The organism is Zhengella sp. (assembly GCF_041397485.1).
In the GTDB taxonomy this organism is placed as follows: domain Bacteria; phylum Pseudomonadota; class Alphaproteobacteria; order Rhizobiales; family Rhizobiaceae; genus Zhengella.
This window is the reverse complement of record NZ_JAWKWO010000005.1, coordinates 380,239-399,114: the sequence shown is the minus strand read 5'-3', so window position 1 is coordinate 399,114 and position 18,876 is coordinate 380,239. Positions and strand designations below refer to the sequence as shown.

At 63.6% G+C, this 18,876-nt stretch carries 18 protein-coding genes; 8 read left to right on the top strand and 10 right to left on the bottom strand.

Annotated features, from left to right (window positions below; translation table 11 throughout):
• Positions 1-3: 3 nt before the first annotated feature.
• The 5 genes from R3D65_RS16795 to hpaR form a co-directional block, all read right to left on the bottom strand.
• Positions 4-678 carry a carbohydrate ABC transporter permease gene (locus tag R3D65_RS16795; protein ID WP_371276484.1) on the bottom strand — a complete coding sequence of 225 codons (675 nt, stop codon included), beginning with the start codon at positions 676-678 and terminating at the stop codon, positions 4-6.
• 44 nt (positions 679-722) lie between these two features.
• The gene (locus R3D65_RS16790) at positions 723-797 is read right to left on the bottom strand and encodes a CxxxxCH/CxxCH domain-containing protein (RefSeq protein WP_371276483.1); all 75 of its coding nucleotides are present in this window, start codon (positions 795-797) and stop codon (positions 723-725) included.
• Between the two features lie 244 nt (positions 798-1,041).
• Positions 1,042-2,487 carry an extracellular solute-binding protein gene (locus R3D65_RS16785; protein WP_371276415.1) on the bottom strand — a complete coding sequence of 482 codons (1,446 nt, stop codon included), beginning with the start codon at positions 2,485-2,487 and terminating at the stop codon, positions 1,042-1,044.
• Positions 2,488-2,515: 28 nt separating this feature from the next.
• A complete protein-coding gene (locus R3D65_RS16780; RefSeq protein WP_371276414.1) occupies positions 2,516-3,487 on the bottom strand; it encodes a sugar-binding transcriptional regulator in 972 nt (323 codons plus the stop codon).
• Between the two features lie 195 nt (positions 3,488-3,682).
• Positions 3,683-4,141, bottom strand: coding sequence for a homoprotocatechuate degradation operon regulator HpaR (hpaR, locus tag R3D65_RS16775; protein ID WP_371276413.1), 459 nt, complete (start codon positions 4,139-4,141; stop codon positions 3,683-3,685).
• A gap of 100 nt (positions 4,142-4,241) precedes the next feature.
• On the opposite strand from hpaR, the gene R3D65_RS16770 reads away from it, so the two are divergent.
• From R3D65_RS16770 to R3D65_RS16735, 8 genes are all read left to right on the top strand, one after another.
• Positions 4,242-4,634: a 5-carboxymethyl-2-hydroxymuconate isomerase gene (locus R3D65_RS16770; RefSeq protein WP_371276412.1), complete on the top strand. Its 393-nt coding sequence runs from the start codon at positions 4,242-4,244 to the stop codon at positions 4,632-4,634.
• The gene (hpaE, locus tag R3D65_RS16765) at positions 4,631-6,142 is read left to right on the top strand and encodes a 5-carboxymethyl-2-hydroxymuconate semialdehyde dehydrogenase (protein WP_371276411.1); all 1,512 of its coding nucleotides are present in this window, start codon (positions 4,631-4,633) and stop codon (positions 6,140-6,142) included. Before R3D65_RS16770 ends, hpaE begins: the two co-directional genes overlap by 4 nt.
• 62 nt (positions 6,143-6,204) lie before the next feature.
• Positions 6,205-7,185, top strand: a complete 981-nt coding sequence (hpaD, locus tag R3D65_RS16760; RefSeq protein ID WP_371276410.1) for a 3,4-dihydroxyphenylacetate 2,3-dioxygenase — start codon at positions 6,205-6,207, stop codon at positions 7,183-7,185.
• Between the two features lie 90 nt (positions 7,186-7,275).
• The gene (locus R3D65_RS16755; protein ID WP_371276409.1) at positions 7,276-8,673 is read left to right on the top strand and encodes an aspartate aminotransferase family protein; all 1,398 of its coding nucleotides are present in this window, start codon (positions 7,276-7,278) and stop codon (positions 8,671-8,673) included.
• Entirely contained in the window at positions 8,670-9,524 is an 855-nt protein-coding gene (locus R3D65_RS16750; protein ID WP_371276408.1) for a fumarylacetoacetate hydrolase family protein, read from the top strand. The genes R3D65_RS16755 and R3D65_RS16750 overlap by 4 nt, the downstream gene beginning before the upstream one ends.
• Complete coding sequence (gene hpaH, locus R3D65_RS16745; protein ID WP_371276407.1) at positions 9,521-10,321, top strand: 2-oxo-hept-4-ene-1,7-dioate hydratase; 801 nt, start codon at positions 9,521-9,523, stop codon at positions 10,319-10,321. The genes R3D65_RS16750 and hpaH overlap by 4 nt, the downstream gene beginning before the upstream one ends.
• A 122-nt stretch (positions 10,322-10,443) precedes the next feature.
• On the top strand, positions 10,444-11,757 hold the full coding sequence (gene rimO / locus R3D65_RS16740; protein WP_371276406.1) for a 30S ribosomal protein S12 methylthiotransferase RimO: 1,314 nt from the start codon (positions 10,444-10,446) through the stop codon (positions 11,755-11,757).
• A 105-nt stretch (positions 11,758-11,862) separates the two neighbouring features.
• Positions 11,863-12,984: an acyltransferase family protein gene (locus R3D65_RS16735; RefSeq protein WP_371276405.1), complete on the top strand. Its 1,122-nt coding sequence runs from the start codon at positions 11,863-11,865 to the stop codon at positions 12,982-12,984.
• A gap of 55 nt (positions 12,985-13,039) precedes the next feature.
• Here R3D65_RS16735 and R3D65_RS16730 read toward each other — a convergent pair whose 3' ends face one another.
• The 5 genes from R3D65_RS16730 to R3D65_RS16710 form a co-directional block, all read right to left on the bottom strand.
• Positions 13,040-14,119 carry a BMP family ABC transporter substrate-binding protein gene (locus R3D65_RS16730; RefSeq protein WP_371276404.1) on the bottom strand — a complete coding sequence of 360 codons (1,080 nt, stop codon included), beginning with the start codon at positions 14,117-14,119 and terminating at the stop codon, positions 13,040-13,042.
• A 55-nt stretch (positions 14,120-14,174) separates the two neighbouring features.
• Positions 14,175-15,143 (bottom strand): ABC transporter permease, encoded by a 969-nt coding sequence (locus tag R3D65_RS16725; RefSeq protein WP_371276403.1) that lies wholly within the window; start codon positions 15,141-15,143, stop codon positions 14,175-14,177.
• Positions 15,136-16,224 carry an ABC transporter permease gene (locus R3D65_RS16720; RefSeq protein ID WP_371276402.1) on the bottom strand — a complete coding sequence of 363 codons (1,089 nt, stop codon included), beginning with the start codon at positions 16,222-16,224 and terminating at the stop codon, positions 15,136-15,138. The genes R3D65_RS16725 and R3D65_RS16720 overlap by 8 nt, the downstream gene beginning before the upstream one ends.
• The gene (locus tag R3D65_RS16715) at positions 16,221-17,792 is read right to left on the bottom strand and encodes an ABC transporter ATP-binding protein (RefSeq protein WP_371276401.1); all 1,572 of its coding nucleotides are present in this window, start codon (positions 17,790-17,792) and stop codon (positions 16,221-16,223) included. The genes R3D65_RS16720 and R3D65_RS16715 overlap by 4 nt, the downstream gene beginning before the upstream one ends.
• Positions 17,793-17,898: 106 nt before the next feature.
• Entirely contained in the window at positions 17,899-18,876 is a 978-nt protein-coding gene (locus tag R3D65_RS16710; protein ID WP_371276400.1) for a quinone oxidoreductase, read from the bottom strand.

Below are 18,876 nucleotides of genomic sequence, written 5' to 3'. Positions count from 1 at the left end.
TCCTCACGCCTCGCCGCGCTGGCGTTCGCGCAGCCGCAGCCAGTTCTTGATGAAAATGTTCGACAGGATGTAGGTGATCGCCCAGAGGATCATCAGGAGCGCGGCCGAGCGGCCCACATTGGTCGACTGGAAGAAGTTCAGATAGGCCTCGACCTGGAAGACGGTGAGCTTGTCGCCGGGGCCGCCCTGGGTCATGGCATAGATGATGTCGAATTGCTGGATGCTCTCGATCACGCGGAAGAGCGTCGCGGTCAAAAGGAACGGGGTCAGCATCGGCAGCGTGATGCGCCAGAAGACGAACAGGCGCGGCACGCCGTCGAGCGCGGCTGCCTCGAAGGGCTGTTGCGGCAGCGAGCGCAGGCCGGCCAGCAGCAGGATCATGATGAAGGGCGTATAGACCCAGATGTCGACGAGAACCACCGTCAGCATGGCCGTGGACGGATCGGAGGCCCAGCGGAAATCCTCAAGCCCGATCAGCGAGGCGAAATAGCTCAGGATGCCGAAACCGGGATTGGTCATCAGCTTCCACATCAGCGATGCCAGCGCGGGGGCCGTCATCAGCGGCATCAGCAGCATGATCGAGACGAAATTGTTGAAACGCGTGCGTTTCTGCAGGAGCAGAGCGATGCCCAGTCCCAGCAGAAGCTCCAGTCCCACGGTCAGGAACGCATAGGTCATCGAGACCTTGAGCGTGTTCCAGAACGCCGGATCGGACAGGAAATTCAGATAGTTCTCGCCCCAGTTCCATTTGCGCGCCCAGGGCTGTGACAGCCGGTAGCGCTGCAGCGAATAGGCAACCGCGGTGAAGAACGGAATGAGTATCCCGATACAGGTCAGCAGGGCGGGAAGGCTCAGCAGGTAGGGCAAGGCACCCCGGCTGACGCGAAAGCCGCGCCTTGGTTTCTGGTTCATCGTGGCGTCGCTCATTACAAATTCCTTCTGCCGGCAGCACTGGGTGTACTGCCGTCGCACGGGGTCGCCAATGGGAAAAGAGGGGGTGCGGGGCGCCCTTCGGTCAGGGCGCCCCAGGTCCCGGCGGGCTTAGCCCAGGCCGGCATCCTTGAGCTGACGGTTCACGCTTTCGGCCAGCTGGTCCAGACCTTCGTCGACCGGCACTTCGTTGGCGACCATCTTCTGCAGCATGGCGGCCCATTCGGTGGTCAGGTCGAAGAACAGCGGCTGCGCCGTGAACTTGATCGAGGCGCCCGGCGCGGAAATGTCGTGCATCTCGACATAGCCCGGATAGGAGGCCGACAGCTTGTCGCGGAACATCTCGTCGGCCCAGACGCTGGCGCGCGCCGGGTTGACGAGGTCCATCTTGCGGGCACCGAACAGGTCATGCTCGGGGCCGGTGACCCACTGCAGGAAGTACCAGGTGGCGTCCTTCTTGCCGGAGAACGTGGACATGGCCATGGCCCAAATCCAGATGTTCGGGGTCGGCGCGGTGGCTTCCGGATTGGCAGCAAAGGCCGAGAAGGCAAGGTTGCCGGCCTCGGCATTGTCGCCGCCGTTCATGAAGTAGCCGAGAATGTCGGCGTCGAACATCATGGCCGACTTGCCGGCGCCCAGATCCGTTCCGACCTGATACCAGGTGTGGGTCGACCAGTCCGGCGCGCCGGAATCCTGGATCATCTTGACCCACTTGGTGTGGAACTGCTTGGACACGTCCGTGTTCATGGCAGCCGACAGCATGCCGTCGTCAGCGACATTCAGATCCTTCTGGCCGAAGTTCGCATAGCCGGACAGGAAGCCCGGATGAATCGTCGCCCAGGAGCGCGAACCGCGCACGCCGATGCCGTATCCGCCATCCATCGCAGCCTTGCCCTTGGCCGCGGCGTCGAGCAGTTCGTCGATATTGGTCGGGACGGCAATGCCGGCGGAATCGAACACGCGCTTGTTGTAGGTGAGGTTGTTCTGCTCATAGGCGAGCGGAATGCACCACTGCTTGGCATCCTCGGAGCCCAGCGCACCGCCCGGCTTGCCGTTCCAGGCGCAGGACTTGACCACGCCCGGCAGCATGTCGCCCCAGTTGTAGTCAGGATTGGTCTTGGTGTCGTCCTTGATCCACTGGTTGAGATCCTCGATCCAGCCGGCCGGACCGTAGGTCCAGGTCATGTAGGCGCCGCTCATGAAGGCGTCATACTCGGTCGAGCCGGAGGAAAGGGCCGCGGTGACCTTGTCGAAATAGACGTCTTCAGGGAAGACGTCGTATTCGACTTCCATCCCGGTGAGTTCCTTGAAGTTCTCGATGTTGGCCAGCATCGCATCGGTGTAGGGGTGCTTGTTCAGGAGAAGCTTGATCGTGGTGCCGGCGTGCTTCTTCCAGTCGAAGCCGTTCTGGGCCAGAGCCTTGGTCGCGGCGGCATTCACCATGAAGCTGGCGGTGGCGGCCGTGACGCCGAGCGCGCCGAGCCCGCGAAGCAGGTCGCGGCGGCTGACAGAGCCGCGCACGAAGGCGTCGACAAGCTGCTTTTCCTTTTCATGCATTTGGGTCTTCCTCCCGTTGGTGTCCTGATCAGGACGGTTCCAGGTTGACGAGAGCACGGGCTGTGCGCTCATCGGTTATGAGGCCGCTGAGCAGGCGGCTCTCAAGCACGGAGTGGATGGCGTGGACCTTTATGGTGCCGCCAGCCAGGGCAATGATCCTGCGGTCGCGCAGTTCGTCGAGACGCAGCGCGAGCGTCCGTTCCGTCAGCGTGGTGTCGACCGGATTGCCCTTGTTGTCGAAGAAATGGCCGAGTATTTCGCCGGTCCCGCCCCTGGCGCTGACCTCGGCGATTTCGCCGGGCTCGATCATGCCGGTGGCCACCAGCGATGCGCCGGGTTCCGCTGTGCCGATGCCGACGAACAGCAGGCTGGCCGAGCGCGCCAGATCGAGAACATCGGATATGCCACGCTGGGACAGGAGCACGTCGCGATCCTCGACCGTGTTGGCAAAGAATGGCACGGGCATGACATAGGCATCCGCGCCGGTGCGCTCGGCGAGGCGGTGGATCACGTCATGGGGGTTGGCGGAAAACTTGCGCGTCAAACCGCCAAGCAGCGAGACGAAGCGCGTCTTGCCCGCGCTCATGCGCGGCAGGAATTCCACGCTGGCAGCCAGCGTGCGGCCGTGGCCGATGCCGATGAGGAGGTTTTCCTCGCGCTCGATCTCGCGGCGGAGGAACTGTGCCCCTGCCCGGCCGAGCGAACGCAGCGGCAACTCGTCGGAATCGATATCTGGCACGACCTCGCAATAATCGAGGCCGTGGCGTTCGCTCAGCTTCGCCTCCAGGGCGACGCATTCGGCGACTTCGCCATCGATGAAAACCTTCACGAGTCCGGCCTGGTTGGCCCTGGTGATCAGGCGATGTGCCTTCATGGACGTCAGGCCCAGGCGTTTGGCCACCTCCGCCTGGGTCAGCCCCCCGGCATAGTGAAGCCAGGCTGCGCGTGCAGCCATGGACGCCTCGTTGTCCGGCGTGGTGATCGAACCGTTGACCGCCATTGGAATGCCTCCCTGATGATAAAAATATCATCGTTTGAAATTTTTTTCACGACACGTAAATTTTGTCAAGGGGATGACATGGTGTTTCCCCTTGCGGCACAGGCGCAGGATTCGGCGCCATCGACAAGCCTGCCGGCGGTGCGGGCGGTCTCGCTATCTGGAAATGATGGTTCGGGGAAGCCGGGTGCGCGTGGCCTACAGGTCGATCCGGCGCAATTCTTCCAGGAGATCGAGAAGCTGCTTCATGTTGCTGGCGCCGAAGCGGGCTTCGAGGCGGGCGAAGATGGCGGCATTGTCCGGCAGGTGATCAAGAATCAGGGCGCGGCCCTTGCCGGTGATCGAAACCAGGGTGCGGCGGCGATCCGCGTGGTCCGTGCGCCGCTCGATCAGCCCCTCGCCTTCCATTGTGCGCAACATGCGCGTCAGGCTGGGCAATTGCAGGCATGCGGCGGCGGCAATCGCACTCTGTTCAACCTCGCCCATCTCGTCGAGCACGCGCAATACCCGCCATTGCTGCTCGGAAATGCCGCTTTTCTGCAACATGTCGCGAATCGGCCCCATGACCGTTTCGCGGGCACGCAACAGCGCGATGGGGAGCGACCGCGACGTGGGCGCGAAGCGGTTCGGTTGCTGCTTGTCGGATTCCTCAGCCATCGCTTCTCTATCTTCCGTTTTTCCGGACATGCCAAGCGGGCAGACTTGACAGGTTCCGAATTATTACTTAACATGATAACTAATAGGGAGGAGTGACGGCGTGCCGCATATCCAGATCGACTATTCGGGCAATCTCGAACATCGCCTCGACATCGCGGGGCTGTGCCGTGCCCTGCGCGATGCGGCGGTGGAGACGGGAGTCTTCCCGCTGGCCGGTGTCCGGGTTCGTGCCACGGCCTGCACCCATTGGGTGATCGCCGATGGCGACCCGCGGCATGCCTTCCTCGACATTTCCATCCGTCTGCGCGGCGGGCGCCCGCCAGAGGACAAGCAGCGGGCGACCGCGCATGTGTTCGCCACCGCCGAGCGTTATTGCGCGGCGGTGATGGACTCATCCTCCTTCATGCTGTCGCTGGAAATGCGCGACATCGATCCGGAGCTGAGCCCGAAGGCCAGTTCCATTCGCAAATATGTTTCCGGAGATGCTTCATGAGCGATCTGCAAGCCCGCCTAGCCGCCCTTCAGCCCCATCTGGAGCGTTTCCGCGGCAATGGCGTCGAAAACCTGATCGATGGCGAGAGCCGGCCTGCCATTTCTGGCGACACCTTTGAAACCCGCTCGCCGGTGGATGAGAGCCTGATCGCGCAGGCTGCCAGCAGCGATGCCGGCGATATCGATGCTGCGGCCAGGGCCGCCAGGGCCGCCTTCCCGGAATGGCGGGCGATGAAGGGTGCCGACCGCCGGAAGCTGTTGCACAGGATAGCCGACGCGATCGTTGCCCGCGCAGAGGAAATCGCGCTTTGCGAATGCTGGGACACGGGCCAGGCGTACCGGTTCATGTCCAAGGCGGCGCTTCGCGGCGCGGAAAACTTCCGCTTCTTCGCCGACATGGCGCCCTCCGCGCGCGACGGCAAGTCCCTGCCCTCGCCCGGTCATCTCAATGTCACCTCACGCACGCCCATCGGCCCCGTCGGCGTGATCACGCCATGGAACACGCCCTTCATGCTGTCGACGTGGAAGATCGCGCCGGCGCTTGCCGCCGGTTGCACGGTGGTCCACAAGCCGGCGGAATTCTCGCCGCTGACAGCGCGTCTGCTGGCCGAGATCTGCCATGAGGCCGGTTTGCCGAAAGGGGTGCTGAATCTCGTCAACGGTTATGGCGAGACGGCTGGCAAGGCGCTGACCGAACATCCCGACATCAAGGCCATTGCCTTTGTCGGCGAAAGCCGCACCGGATCGATGATCATGGCGCAGGGCGCGCCGACGCTCAAGCGCGTGCATTTCGAACTCGGCGGAAAGAACCCGGTCATCGTCTTCGATGATGCCGACATGGAGAGGGCGCTGGATGCGGTCATCTTTATGATCTATTCGCTCAACGGCGAACGCTGCACCTCTTCCTCAAGGTTGCTGGTACAGGAGAGCATCGCCGACACGTTCCACGCCCGCCTTGCCGAGCGCGTCGCGCGGATCAGGGTCGGCCATCCGCTCGATCCGGCGACCGAAGTGGGGCCGCTCATCCACAAGACCCATTTCGACAAGGTCGCCTCCTATGTGGAGGCCGGCAAGCAGGACGGCGCCCGTCTGGCCGCCGGCGGAAAGCGCGTCGGAAGCAAGGGATGGTTCATCGAACCGACGTTGTTCACCGGGGCCACGCAGACCATGCGCATCGCGCGCGAAGAGGTCTTCGGCCCCTTCCTGACATCGATCACCTTCCGCGACGAGGACGAGGCCCTCGCCATCGCCAACGATGTCGACTATGGCCTGACCGGCTATGTCTGGACCAATGACATCACGCGTGCGCTGCGCTTCTCCGAGGGGCTGGAAGCGGGCATGATCTGGGTGAATTCGGAAAACGTGCGTCACCTGCCGACCCCGTTCGGGGGCATGAAGGCAAGCGGGATCGGCCGTGACGGCGGCGACTGGTCCTTCGAATTCTACATGGAGCAGAAGAACGTGGCCTTCGCCACGGGACGTCACAAGATCACGCGGCTCGGTGCCTGAACGGGCTGTGCCGCATCCGCTTCCCCCTCGTTTCGACCGCCGAGCTTCCAGGAGATCATGCCATGCCGGTTCCCGCGCCAAATCTCTACCCACCCTTCAATATCGTTCGCCTCAGCCACGTGGAACTGATCGTGACCGATCTGGCGGCCAGCCGGGCCTTTTATGTCGATACGCTCGGCTTGCAGGTGACCGACGAAACCGAACGCACCGTCTGGCTTCGCGCCATGGAGGAGCGCGGGCACCATTGCATGGTGCTGCACAAGGGCGATGTGCCGTCGGTGAACTACCTTGCCTACAAGGTCTTTTCCGAGAACGATCTCGATGGCGCGCATGACTGGTTTGCCGCGCGCGGCCACACGGTGGAGTGGGTGGACCGGGACTACCAGGGCCGCACCCTGCGAACCCATGATTGCTTCGGCGCGCCGATGGAATTCTATTTCCGCATGGACCGGCTGGCGCCCATCCATCAGCAATACGCTTTATATCGCGGTGTTAAGCCGCTCCGGATCGATCACTTCAACTGTTTCGCCCCGAATGTCGACGAGGCGGTGGCCTTCTACAACGAACTCGGGTTTCGGGTGACGGAATATACCGAGGACGAGGAAACCGGGCGTCTGTGGGCCGCGTGGACCCACCGCAAGGGCGGTGTGCATGACATCGCCTTCACAAATGGCACCGGCCCGCGCCTGCACCACACCGCATTCTGGGTGCCCACCCCCCTCAACATCATCGACCTGTGCGACCTCATGTCGACCACCGGCTACCTGAAGAACATGGAGCGCGGTCCGGGCCGGCACGGCATTTCCAATGCCTTCTTCCTCTATATCCGCGATCCTGACGGGCACCGCATCGAAATCTACTGCTCGGACTATCAGACCGTCGATCCCGATCTGGAGCCGATCCGCTGGGACCTGAAGGATCCGCAACGCCAGACCCTCTGGGGCGCCCCCGCGCCAAGGAGCTGGTTCGAGGAAGGCAGCCTTTTCGCGAATGTGGCACTGAGCGAGAGTGACATGAAGGCGCAGCCGATCATCGCGCCGTGACGACAGCGGCTTGCCACGGGCGTGGCAGGCGCGCAAACAGGCGGCATCGCATCCGCCTGCCATGACCTGCTGCAAGAGGGAACAGACACCATGACGCCTGAAGACTTCCGCAAGTGGTCGCGCATGGCAGCCGATTGGGGCGCGGATTATCGCGAGAGCCTGCGCGAGCGGCCCGTCAGGGCGCAGACGGCACCGGGCGACATTGCCGCGCAATTGCCTGCCTCGCCGCCGGAAGAAGCGCAGCCGATGGATGCGATCATGGCCGACTTCGAACACATCGTGCTGCCGGGCATGACCCATTGGCAGCATCCGCGCTTCTTCGCCTATTTCCCGGCCAATGCGGCGGATGTCTCGGTCGTGGCCGAGTATCTGGTCACCGCGATGGCGGCGCAATGCATGCTCTGGCAGACGAGCCCGGCGGCGACCGAGATGGAAACCCGGATGATGGACTGGCTGCGCCAGGCCATCGGCTTGCCGGCGCATTTCTCAGGCGTCATCCAGGACAGCGCCTCTTCCGCCACGCTGGCGGCGGTGCTGACCATGCGCGAACGCGCACTCGAATGGGGCGGAAACAGGCATGGTCTTTGCGGCCAGCCGCGCCTGCGTGTCTATGCAAGCGCGGAGGTGCATAGCTCGATCGACCGGGCCATCTGGATTTCCGGCATCGGCCAGGACAATCTGGTGCGTGTGCCCGTCTCCGGCGAACGGCGCGGCCTCGATCCGCAGGCCCTCGATGAAGCCATTCGCGCCGACCTTGCGGCGGGTTTCCTTCCGGCCGGCGTTATCGCCTGCACCGGCGGCACGAGCACCGGCGCTTGCGACGACATTGCCGCCGTCATTGCTGTCGCCAGGCGGCATGGCCTCTACGTCCACGTGGATGCGGCATGGGCCGGATCGGCCATGATCTGCCCCGAGTTCCGTTCTCTGTGGTCGGGTGTCGAAGGCGCCGATTCGGTCGTCTTCAATCCGCACAAATGGCTTGGCGCGCAATTCGACTGCTCGGCCCATTTCATTGCCGATCCCGAAAGCCTGGTCAGGACACTCGCCATCCAGCCGGAATACCTCAGGACCCAGGGCCATGACGGGCTGATCAACTATTCCGAGTGGTCGGTTCCGCTCGGCAGGCGGTTCCGGGCGCTGAAACTCTGGTTTCTCATTCGCGGCTACGGCCTTGAAGGCCTGCGCCAGCGCATCCGCAATCATGTGGCCTGGGCGCAGGCGCTGGCGGAGCGCCTGCGGGAGACACCGGGTTTCGAGATCGTCACGGAACCGGTTCTCTCGCTCTTCACCTTCCGCCTGAAGGGGCTGGACGACGCGGCGCAGCTTGCCTTCGTCAACCGCGTCAATGACGACGGGCGCATCTACATCACCCAGACACGCATCGACGGGGCCATTGCCATCCGCTTCCAGGTGGGCCAGTTCGATGCCCGCGAATCCGATGTGGCGATGGCCGGCGACGTGCTGGCGGAACTTGCGGAGACAGCATGAAATTTGCCACCTTTTCATCTGCCGGAGAGACATTCTGGGGCACCGTCGGCACGAATGGCGTGATCGCGCTGTCCCCGGATTTTCCGCAATACCGCACATTGCGCGATGTCATCGAAGCCGGAGCGCTCGGCGCCGTCGGCAAGGCCGCTGAAGGACGGGCGGTGACGCATCCCGATGGTTCCTTTCAATGGGAAATCCCGGTTCCGGATCCAGAGAAGATCATCTGCGTCGGTGTCAACTTCCCCGACAGGAACGCCGAGTACAAGGACGGGCAGGATGCACCGCCCAACATGAGCCTGTTCATCCGTTTTCCGCGTTCATTCGTCGGACACGAGCAACCGCTGCGGCGGCCGCCCGAAACGCACCAACTGGATTATGAAGGCGAAATCGCCGTGGTCATCGGCACGGGCGGGCGGCGCATTGCCGAGGCCCGCGCCCTCGACCACATTGCGGCACTGACGCTGTGCAACGAAGGCACGCTGCGCGACTGGGTGCGCCACGCCAAGTTCAACGTGACGCAGGGCAAGAACTGGGATGCTTCCGGCGCCATGGGGCCATGGCTGGTTCCCTTCACCGATCCCGCGCAGATCACCGATATCGGCCTGTGCACCCGCGTCAATGGCGAGACGCGCCAGCAGGACAGCACAGGGCGGATGCTGTTCCCGGTTGCCCGCCAGATCGCCTATATCTCCACCTTCACCACGCTCGTGCCCGGCGACATCATCGTCACCGGCACGCCGACAGGCGCCGGCGCCCGCTTCGATCCGCCAGTCTACCTCAAGCCGGGCGACCAGGTGGAAGTCGAGGCCGACGGTATCGGTGTCCTGCGCAACGGCGTGGTGGACGAATGACGCCCGGCGAGATCGAGGACGCCGCGAGGAGGCTGTTGGAGGCGGAACGGACGGGCGTCCAGTGCGGATTGCTGAGCCTGGCCCATCCGGGCATGACGCTGGACGATGCCTATGCTGTTCAGGCCGCGCTTGTCGCCCGGAAGCTGGCGAAAGGCCGCCGCGTGATCGGCTGGAAGATCGGCCTGACATCGCGGGCCATGCAACAGGCGCTGAACATCACGACGCCGGATTCCGGCGTGCTGCTGGACGACATGCTTTTCGAAACGGGGGCGACCGTCCCGGCCGGCCGGTTCATCCAGCCGCGGATCGAGGCGGAAATAGCCTTCATCATGAAGGACGGCCTGTCCGGCGCCCAGACGAGCCGGAGCGACGTGCTGGCCGCCACGCAGGCCATGGCGCCCGCACTCGAAATCCTCGACACGCGCATCCTGCGCGCCGATCCGGCCACCGGCAAGCCCCGGATCATCACCGATACCGTTTCGGACAATGCAGCCAATGCCGGCATCGTGCTTGGCCATGAACGCCACGCCCCCGGCGCCGCCGACCTGCGCTGGACCGGCTGCATCCTGAAGCGTGACGGCATTGTGGAAGAAACGGGTCTGGGTGCCGGCGTGCTCGACGATCCGGTCGCCGGCATCGTCTGGCTTGTGAAGCGGCTCGCCGTTTACGGCCAGGGCCTGTCGGCGGGCGACATCGTGCTGTCCGGTTCGTTCATCCGCCCGGTCGAGGCGCCGCCCGGCAGCCGCTTCGAGGCCGACTTCGGGCCGTTCGGAACCGTGTCCGTCGCCTTTGGCTGAAAGGCGCCCTGCCCGGCCGCCTTGCTCTCGCCGCCGATCCGGTCTATGCGCCTCATCGATTGCGGCCAGTCGCATGCCCCTGCATGCCCGCCGCCTGCCCCCGAAAGCACGGAAAGAGCCTCATGTCCGCACCGCGTGTCAGTTTCGTTTCCCTCGGCTGCCCCAAGGCACTGGTCGATTCCGAGCGTATCATCACCCGCCTGCGTGCCGAAGGCTACGAGATCGCCCGCAAGCATGACGGCGCCGATCTTGTCGTCGTCAACACCTGCGGCTTCCTCGATTCCGCGCGCGACGAATCGCTGGGCGCGATCGGCGAGGCGCTGAACGAAAACGGCAAGGTGATCGTGACAGGCTGCCTGGGGGCCGAGCCGGACGTTATCCGCGAGCGCCATCCCGGCGTACTCGCCATTACCGGCCCGCAGGCCTACGAAAGCGTCATGGCGGCGGTTCACGAGGCCGCCCCGCCCGTCCACGATCCGTTTCTGGACCTTGTGCCGGAACAGGGCGTCAAGCTGACGCCGCGCCACTATGCCTATCTCAAGATTTCCGAAGGCTGTTCCAATCGCTGTTCCTTCTGCATCATCCCGGCGCTGCGCGGCGATCTCGTTTCGCGACCGATCGGGGACGTGTTGCGCGAGGCGGAAAAACTGGTCAAGGCAGGCGTGAAGGAGATCCTCGTCATCAGCCAGGATACCAGTGCCTATGGCCTGGACATGAAGTATGCCGAAAGCCCCTGGCAGGACCGGCAAGTGCGTACGAGGTTCCTCGATCTTGCCCGCGAACTGGGCGAGATGGGCGTGTGGGTGCGCATGCACTATGTCTATCCCTACCCCCATGTCGACGAGGTCATTCCGCTGATGGCCGAGGGTAAGATCCTGCCCTATCTCGACATTCCCTTCCAGCATGCCAGTCCGGCCGTGTTGAGGAACATGCGCCGCCCGGCACACCAGGAAAAGACGCTGGAACGCATTCGCCGCTGGCGCGACATCTGCCCTGATCTGGCCCTTCGCTCCACCTTCATTACCGGTTTTCCGGGGGAGACGGAGGAGGATTTCACCATGCTGCTCGACTGGCTGGACGAAGCGAAGATCGACCGCGCCGGCTGCTTCAAATACGAGCCGGTCAAGGGCGCCCGCTCCAACGATCTCGGCCTTGAAGACGTGCCGGCCGAGATCAAGGACGCCCGCTGGAAACGCTTCATGGAGCGCCAGCAAGGCGTTTCGGCCAAACTTCTGAAGCAGCGTGTTGGCAAGCGCCTGCCGGTCATCATCGACACGGCGGACGGTACGGCGGGCACCGGCCGGACCAGGTATGACGCGCCGGAAATCGATGGTGTCGTGCATGTGCGCTCACGCCGCCCGCTACGCGTCGGCGACATCGTGACCGTGAAGATCGATGGCGCGGACGCCTACGACCTGCACGGCACTGCCGTATGACGGGACTGGCGCATTAACCCTGCCGGTTCACCCTGTCAGACGTATCTTATTTCGCTAAAGCAAGCTTGCCGCTAGTTTATGCCTTCTTCATGGAGGCGGCAGGCAATGACATCGGCAGATCAGGCTCAAGGCAACCGGCCGGCTCAGCGCATGGGATCGCTTGATCTCCTGCGCCTGGTCTCGGCGCTGGCCGTCGTCGCCTTTCACTACCTGTTTCGCGGCAGCGCCGGGCAAGTGCCCTATCTCGATCATCCGTATCCAGCGGCGCAAGCCATGGCGCTCTACGGCTATCTCGGCCTCAACCTTTTCTTCATGATCTCCGGATTCGTGATTGCCTGGTCGGCGGAGGGCCGTACGTTCCGCGCCTTCGCCATTGCCCGTTTCGCCCGGCTCTATCCCGGCTTCGTCATATGCATGACCATCACATTCGCCGTGCTTCTGTTTGCCGGCGATCCGCGCCTGCCGGTTGGAACCGCTCAGTATGCCGCCAATCTCGCCATGATCCCGCAGGTTTTCGGGCAACCCTTCATGGACGGTGTCTACTGGACCATCGTTCTCGAACTCGTCTTCTATGGCTGGGTTTCGCTGGCGATCCTCAGCGGCTTGTTTGCAAGCCGGAAGCTGCTGCTCCTGACCTCGTGGCTGGCCATCTCCATGGTGAACGAATACTGGCTTGGCAGCGGCGCGCTGCGCATGGTCCTGATCACCGAATACGCCCCCTTCTTCGCCGGCGGCGTCCTTGCGCATCACATCGTCTCGCGGGGATGGCGGCTGGATGCCGTGCTGCTGGCATTTGCCGCCTTCCTGATGGCGCTCACGCACATGAAGGGCATGCAGGGCTGGATGATGGCCCATTATGGCATTGCGCCCGGCAACCAGGCACTTGCCATTTCCGGTCTGGTCCTTCACCTCGTCTTCTGGGCGGCCGTGGCGGCGCGCGGGCTGTTGCCGTCGACCGGATTGGTGATGATGCTCGGTGGACTGACCTATCCGCTCTATCTCCTGCACCAGAATATCGGCTATGTCGGCATCAACGCCTTGACGCCGCTGCTGGGCCAGACGGCGGCATTGGTCGCGACCCTTTGCGCGATCCTCCTCGTCTCGTGGTTGGTCTGGCGCCATGGCGAGACGCCCGGCCGGCGCATGATCGCCACCCTCCTGAATCGCGGTGCGGACTGGCTGGTTTCCCGGCCATTGGTGCGCCGGATGGTGCTTGCGCGGCAATAAAAAAACGCGGGACCGAAAGGCCCCGCGCAAAGTTCATGGAAAAATGAAGGCAGCCTTACTGCGGCAGCTTGTCGTCCACGCCTTCGACATAGAAGTTCATGCCGAGAAGCGTGCCGTCATCGGCCACTTCGCCTTCTGCCAGCCAGTCGGAACCATCCTGCTTCTTCACCGGACCGGTGAAGGGATGGAATTCGCCCGACTTGATCTTGCCCTCGATTTCCTCGGCCTTGGCCTTCAGGTCGTCGGGCATGTTCGTGTAGGGCGCCATCAGCACCTCGCCTTCCGGCATGCCGGCCCACACATCCACCTGTTCCCAGGTGCCATCAAGCACGGCCTTCACCCGCTTGATGTAATAGGGTGCCCAATTGTCGACGATCGAGGTCAACTGGGTTTCCGGTCCGAACTTGATCATGTCGGATGCCTGGCCGAAGGCCTTGATGCCGCGCTCGGAGGCCACCTGCATGGGTGCGGTGGAATCCGTGTGCTGGGTGATGATGTCGGCACCCTGATCGACCAGTGCCTTGGCGGCATCGGCTTCCTTGCCTGGGTCGAACCAGGTATTGGCCCAGACCACCTTGACCTTGAAATCCGGATTGACCGACTGCGCGCCCAGCATGAAGGCGTTGATACCCATCACCACTTCCGGGATCGGGAAGGATGCGATGTAGCCGGCGGTACCGGCTTGCGACAGCGAAGCAGCGATCACGCCCTGCACATAGCGCCCCTCGTAGAAGCGCGCGTTGTAGGTGGCGACATTGGGGTGTTCGCGCTTGTAGCCGGTGGCATGCTCGAACTTCACGTCCGGGAACTTGGCGGCCACCTTGTTGGTGGCGTCCATGTAGCCGAACGAGGTCGTGAAGATGATGTTGCAACCCGAGCGCGCGAAACGCTCGATGGCGCGTTCGGCATCCGCGCCTTCCGGCACGCTTTCCAGATAAGCCGTTTCCACCTTGTCGCCGAGCGCTTCCTCAAGGGCCAGCAGGCCCTGGTGATGCTGGTAGGACCAACCGAAATCGCCGATGGGACCGACATAGATGAAGCAGGCCTTCACCTTGTCCATCTGCGCCATGGCGCCACTGGCCGCCGCGAGTGACATCGCGGATGCAGCGGCGAGGGAGAGGATCAGTTTTTTCATATGTTCAACCTCTTGAGTGTGTATGTCGCGCGGGGCTTCCCGTCCTGGTTCTTGTCTAGCGGTCCGGAACGAACGGCCGCCCCAGCGAGGCCGGTGTGTTCATCATCGTCAACCGCCTGTTTCGGGAGATAAGCACAAGGACCACCACTGTTGCCAGATAGGGAAGCGAAGAAAGGAACTGGGACGGAATGGATTTGATCAGTTCCGCCAGCCAGAACAGGGGGGCAGGCAGGAATCCGAGCTCTTTCAGGCTGATTGCCTGGATGTGGAGCTGGAGGATGGTGATCGCACCGAACAGATAGGCACCGGCCAGCACCCTCCAGGGACGCCATGAGGCGAAAACCACCAGCGCGAGCGCGATCCAGCCGCGCCCGGCCGTCATGTTCTCCACCCATTGCGGTGTGTAGGCCAGAGAGAGATAGGCACCGGCAAGACCCGCGCAGGCGCCGCCATACATGACGGCGAGATAACGGATGGCAATCACCTTGATGCCCAGCGCATGGGCCGAGCCGTGGCTGTCGCCGACCGCGCGCAGCGTCAGGCCGGCGCGCGTGCGGAACAGGAACCACGCCGTCGCCGCCGTCAGGGCGATGGACACATAAAACAGCGGATCCTGCCCGAACAACAGGCGGCCGACCAGCGGCAGCGCGGAAAGGCCCGGTATGGCGATGGCCTCCATGCGCACGCCCGGCGTTCCGACGAATGATTCGCCAAGTTGCCCCGACAGGCCGATGCCGAGCAATGTCAGCGCCAGGCCGGTGGCCACCTGGTTGGTGACGAGGGTCAGGGTCAGGAACCCGAACAGGAGCGAAAAGGCAGCGCCGGCCACAACGGCCGCGATGGCGCCCAGCCATGGCGAACCGGAGATGAGCGCCACGCCAAATCCGGTGACGGCGCCGATCAGCATCATGCCCTCGACGCCGAGATTGAGAACGCCGGAGCGTTCGACCACCAGTTCGCCGATGGCGGCCAGAAGCAGCGGGGTCGCCGCTGTCGCGACGGTCAACAGGATCGCCTCAAGCACCGCGCGCCTCCCCGGTTCCGCGCACGATACGTACGCGATAGTGAATGAGCGTGTCGCTCGCCAGAACGAAAAACAGCAGCATGCCCTGGAAGACACGGGCGGTCTTGTCGGAAATCTGCAACGATATCTGAGCCGCTTCGCCGCCAAGATAGGTCAGCGCCAGGACGAAACCGGCGACAATGACCCCGAGCGGATTGAGCCGGCCCAGAAAGGCCACGATGATCGCGGTGAACCCGTAACCGACCGAGAGCTTCTCGTTGAGGCTCTGCACCGCCCCGGCCACTTCCGTGATGCCGGCAAGTCCGGCCAGCGCGCCGGAAACCAGGAAGGCAAACAGCGTCATGCGTCTGGGCGAGAAGCCGGCAAACCGCCCGGCGCGCGGGCTCTGGCCAAGCACCCGCACCTCGAAACCCTTCAGCGTGCGCGACAGCAGGAACCAGACCACGATCGCGGCGACAATCGCCAGCGCGATGCCGATGTTGGCCCGGCCGGAGGCGGGCAGGATTTCCGGCAGCAGCGCATCGGCATGAAATGCGATGGTGCCGGGAAAGCTGAACCCTTCGGGATTGCGCCATGGTCCGCGCACAAGCCAGTCGTTGAACAGTTGCGCGACATAGACGAGCATCAGGCTCGTCAGGATTTCGTTCGTGCCGAAACGCACCTTCAGCAGCGCGGGAATGCCGGCATAGGCGGCACCGCCGACCATGGCCATGACCAGCATCATCGGCAGGACCAGCGGCCCCGTGAGACCGGGAAACATCACCGGCAGCAGGGAACCCAGCATGGCGCCGGTGATGAATTGTCCTTCCGCGCCGATGTTCCAGTTGTTGGAGAGATAGCAGACGCACAGGCCGGTGCCGATGAGGATCAGCGGCGCGGCCTTGATCGCCAGTTCATGCAACGACCAGGTCTCGGTCAGCGGCTCGATGAAATAGGAATAAAGGCCGACCGCCGGATTCTTGCCCAGCAATGCAAACATGATCGCGCCGGCAATGATGGTGAGCCCCAATGCGACGAAGGGCGACAGCGCGCTGAACAGGACCGAATGGCCGGAGCGCTTGACGAGTTCGATGCGCATCATGCCCCCTCCGCATGCGGCGTTGCCTTGTGGCCGGGCTCTGCCCCGCCCATCAGCAGGCCGATATTCTCGTACGTGGCCTCGCCAATGGGAACCGGTTTGGACAGCTTTCCGTTGTGCATGACAGCAATGGCGTCGGACATCTCGAACAATTCATCGAGATCCTGGCTGATGATGAGAACCGCCGATCCTTCGCGTGCGAGCTCGATCAGCGCCTGCCGGATACGCGCCGCGGCGCCGGCGTCCACGCCCCAGGTCGGCTGATTGACCACCATCACGGCGGGCCTGCGGTCCATTTCCCGCCCGACAATGAACTTTTGCAGGTTTCCGCCTGACAAGGCCGAGGCCTCGGGATCCTCGCCGCTCTTGCGCACGTCCATTTCCTTGACGATGCGCCGGGCGCCATCGGCCAGCGCCGCCGTGCGCACGGTGCCAAGAGCGCCGAGATAGGTGCCGCTGTCGGTGGCGTGGCGCGACAAGAGCAGGTTCTGCGACAGCGGCAGGCCCGGGGCGGCGCCGTGGCCCAGCCGTTCTTCCGGAACGAAACCCGCGCCGAGCCTTCGCCTTGCCGAGATGTCGAGATGGCCCGCATCCGTGCCGCGAATGCGCACGGCGCCAGCTTGCGCCTGCCTCGCCTCTCCGGAGACCGCCTCGAAGAACTCGCCCTGCCCGTTGCCGGCGACGCCGGCAATGCCGATGACGTGGCCAGCGCGAACGGTCAGGTCGATATTGGAAAGCCGCACGGAAAACGGTGTTGCAGCGGCACGCGACAGGCCCCGGATTTCAAGGAGCGCCTCGCCGTCCTCGCCGGCAGGGGCCGGGCGCGAAACGGTCTGGATTTCCTCGCCTACCATCATGCGTGCAAGCGAGGCCGCCGTTTCGTCACGCGGATTGCAATGTTCCACGACCTTGCCATGGCGCAAAACCGTGGCGCGGTCGCATAGCCGCTTCACCTCTTCAAGGCGGTGCGAAATGTAGAGGATGGACTTTCCTTCCTCGCGCAGCCGCTCCAGCGTCTCGAACAGCTTGTCGGCTTCCTGCGGGGTCAGCACCGATGTCGGCTCGTCCAGGATGATCAGTTCCGGCTTCTGCAGCAGACAGCGTATGATCTCGATGCGCTGGCGCTCGCCGACGGAAAGGTCGCCCACCAGTGAATGCGGGTCAAGCGGGAGACCGTATTCGACGGAAAGCCTTCGCGCGCTGTCGGCGATCTGGGCCAGCGGCGTCGAGCGGTCCAGCGCGAGCGCGATGTTTTCGGCCGCCGACAGGGCTTCGAACAGCGAGAAATGCTGGAAAACCATGCCGATGCCCAATTGCCGCGCCATGCTCGGCGAGGTGATGGCCTGCGGAACACCTTTCCAGCGGATGGTGCCGGCATTGGGTTCCAGCGAGCCGAAGAGCATCTTGACGAAGGTGGACTTGCCCGCGCCGTTTTCGCCGAGCAGGGCGTGGATTTCCCCCGGCGCTATGGACAGATCGACCCGGTCATTGGCCACGAGCGTGCCAAACACCTTGGTCAGTCCCTCGACGTCGAGAAGACGCCCTTTCTCCTGCAAATCCGTATCGCTCAACCGGCCCTACCCCCCCAATGACGCGATGAACCGGCAGTCTAACCGGTCAACCGGCCCGCTTTAGCCGGCTGCGTCTTGAAACAGCTTCAAGCTTTTTCCCGGCAAATCAAGGCACCAGAACCGTTGTTCCCGTTGTCTTTCGGCCCTCCAGATCGCGATGCGCCTGCTCGGCGTCCTTCAGTGCGTAACGCTGGTTTATGTTGATCGTGACGATGCCGCGCGAAACGAGATCGAACAGTTCCCCGGCCGCCTGCTCGAGCGCTTCGCGGGCGGCGACATAGGTGAACAGTGTCGGCCGGGTCGCGAAAAGCGAGCCCTTTTGCGAAAGATGGGCCAGGTTGAAGCCCTCGATCGGCCCGGACGATTGTCCGAAGGAGACGAAAAGCCCAAAAGGCTTCAGGCAGTCCAGCGAACCGGGATAGGTGTCCTTGCCCACCGAATCATAGACCACATCGCATTTCCCGCCGCTGGTCAGGCGGTCGATCTCGGCAACGAAATCCTGCTCGCGGTAATTGATGACCTCGTCATAGCCATGCGCCAGTGCCAGTTCGATCTTGTCGGGCGAACCCGCGGTGCCGATGACGTTGGCGCCCAGATGCTTGGCCCACTGGCCGGCGATCAGGCCCACGCCACCTGCCGCGGCATGGAAAAGGATGGTCTCGCCCGGCTTGACCGCATGCGTGCGGCGCAGCAGGTACCAGGCCGTCATGCCCTTGAGCATCATGCCGGCGGCCTGTTCGTCGCTGACCCCGTCGGGGACTTTGACCAGCCGGTCGGCAGCGATGACACGCTTCTGGGCATAGGCACCGAGGCCCGCGGCGTATGCGACGCGGTCGCCAGCGGTCAGGCCGCTCACACCTTCGCCGACGGCTTCGACGATACCGGCGCCCTCATTGCCGGGAATGAACGGCTGGCCGGCCGGCGCCGGATAAAGCCCGGTGCGGAAATAGGTGTCGATGAAATTGAGCCCGATCGCGGTATGCCGGATCAGCGCCTCGCCCTTGCCCGGCGCCGGCGTCTCGACGTCCTCGTAACGTAGGACATCCGGCCCGCCCGTCTCGTGAACACGAATGGCCTTGTGCAT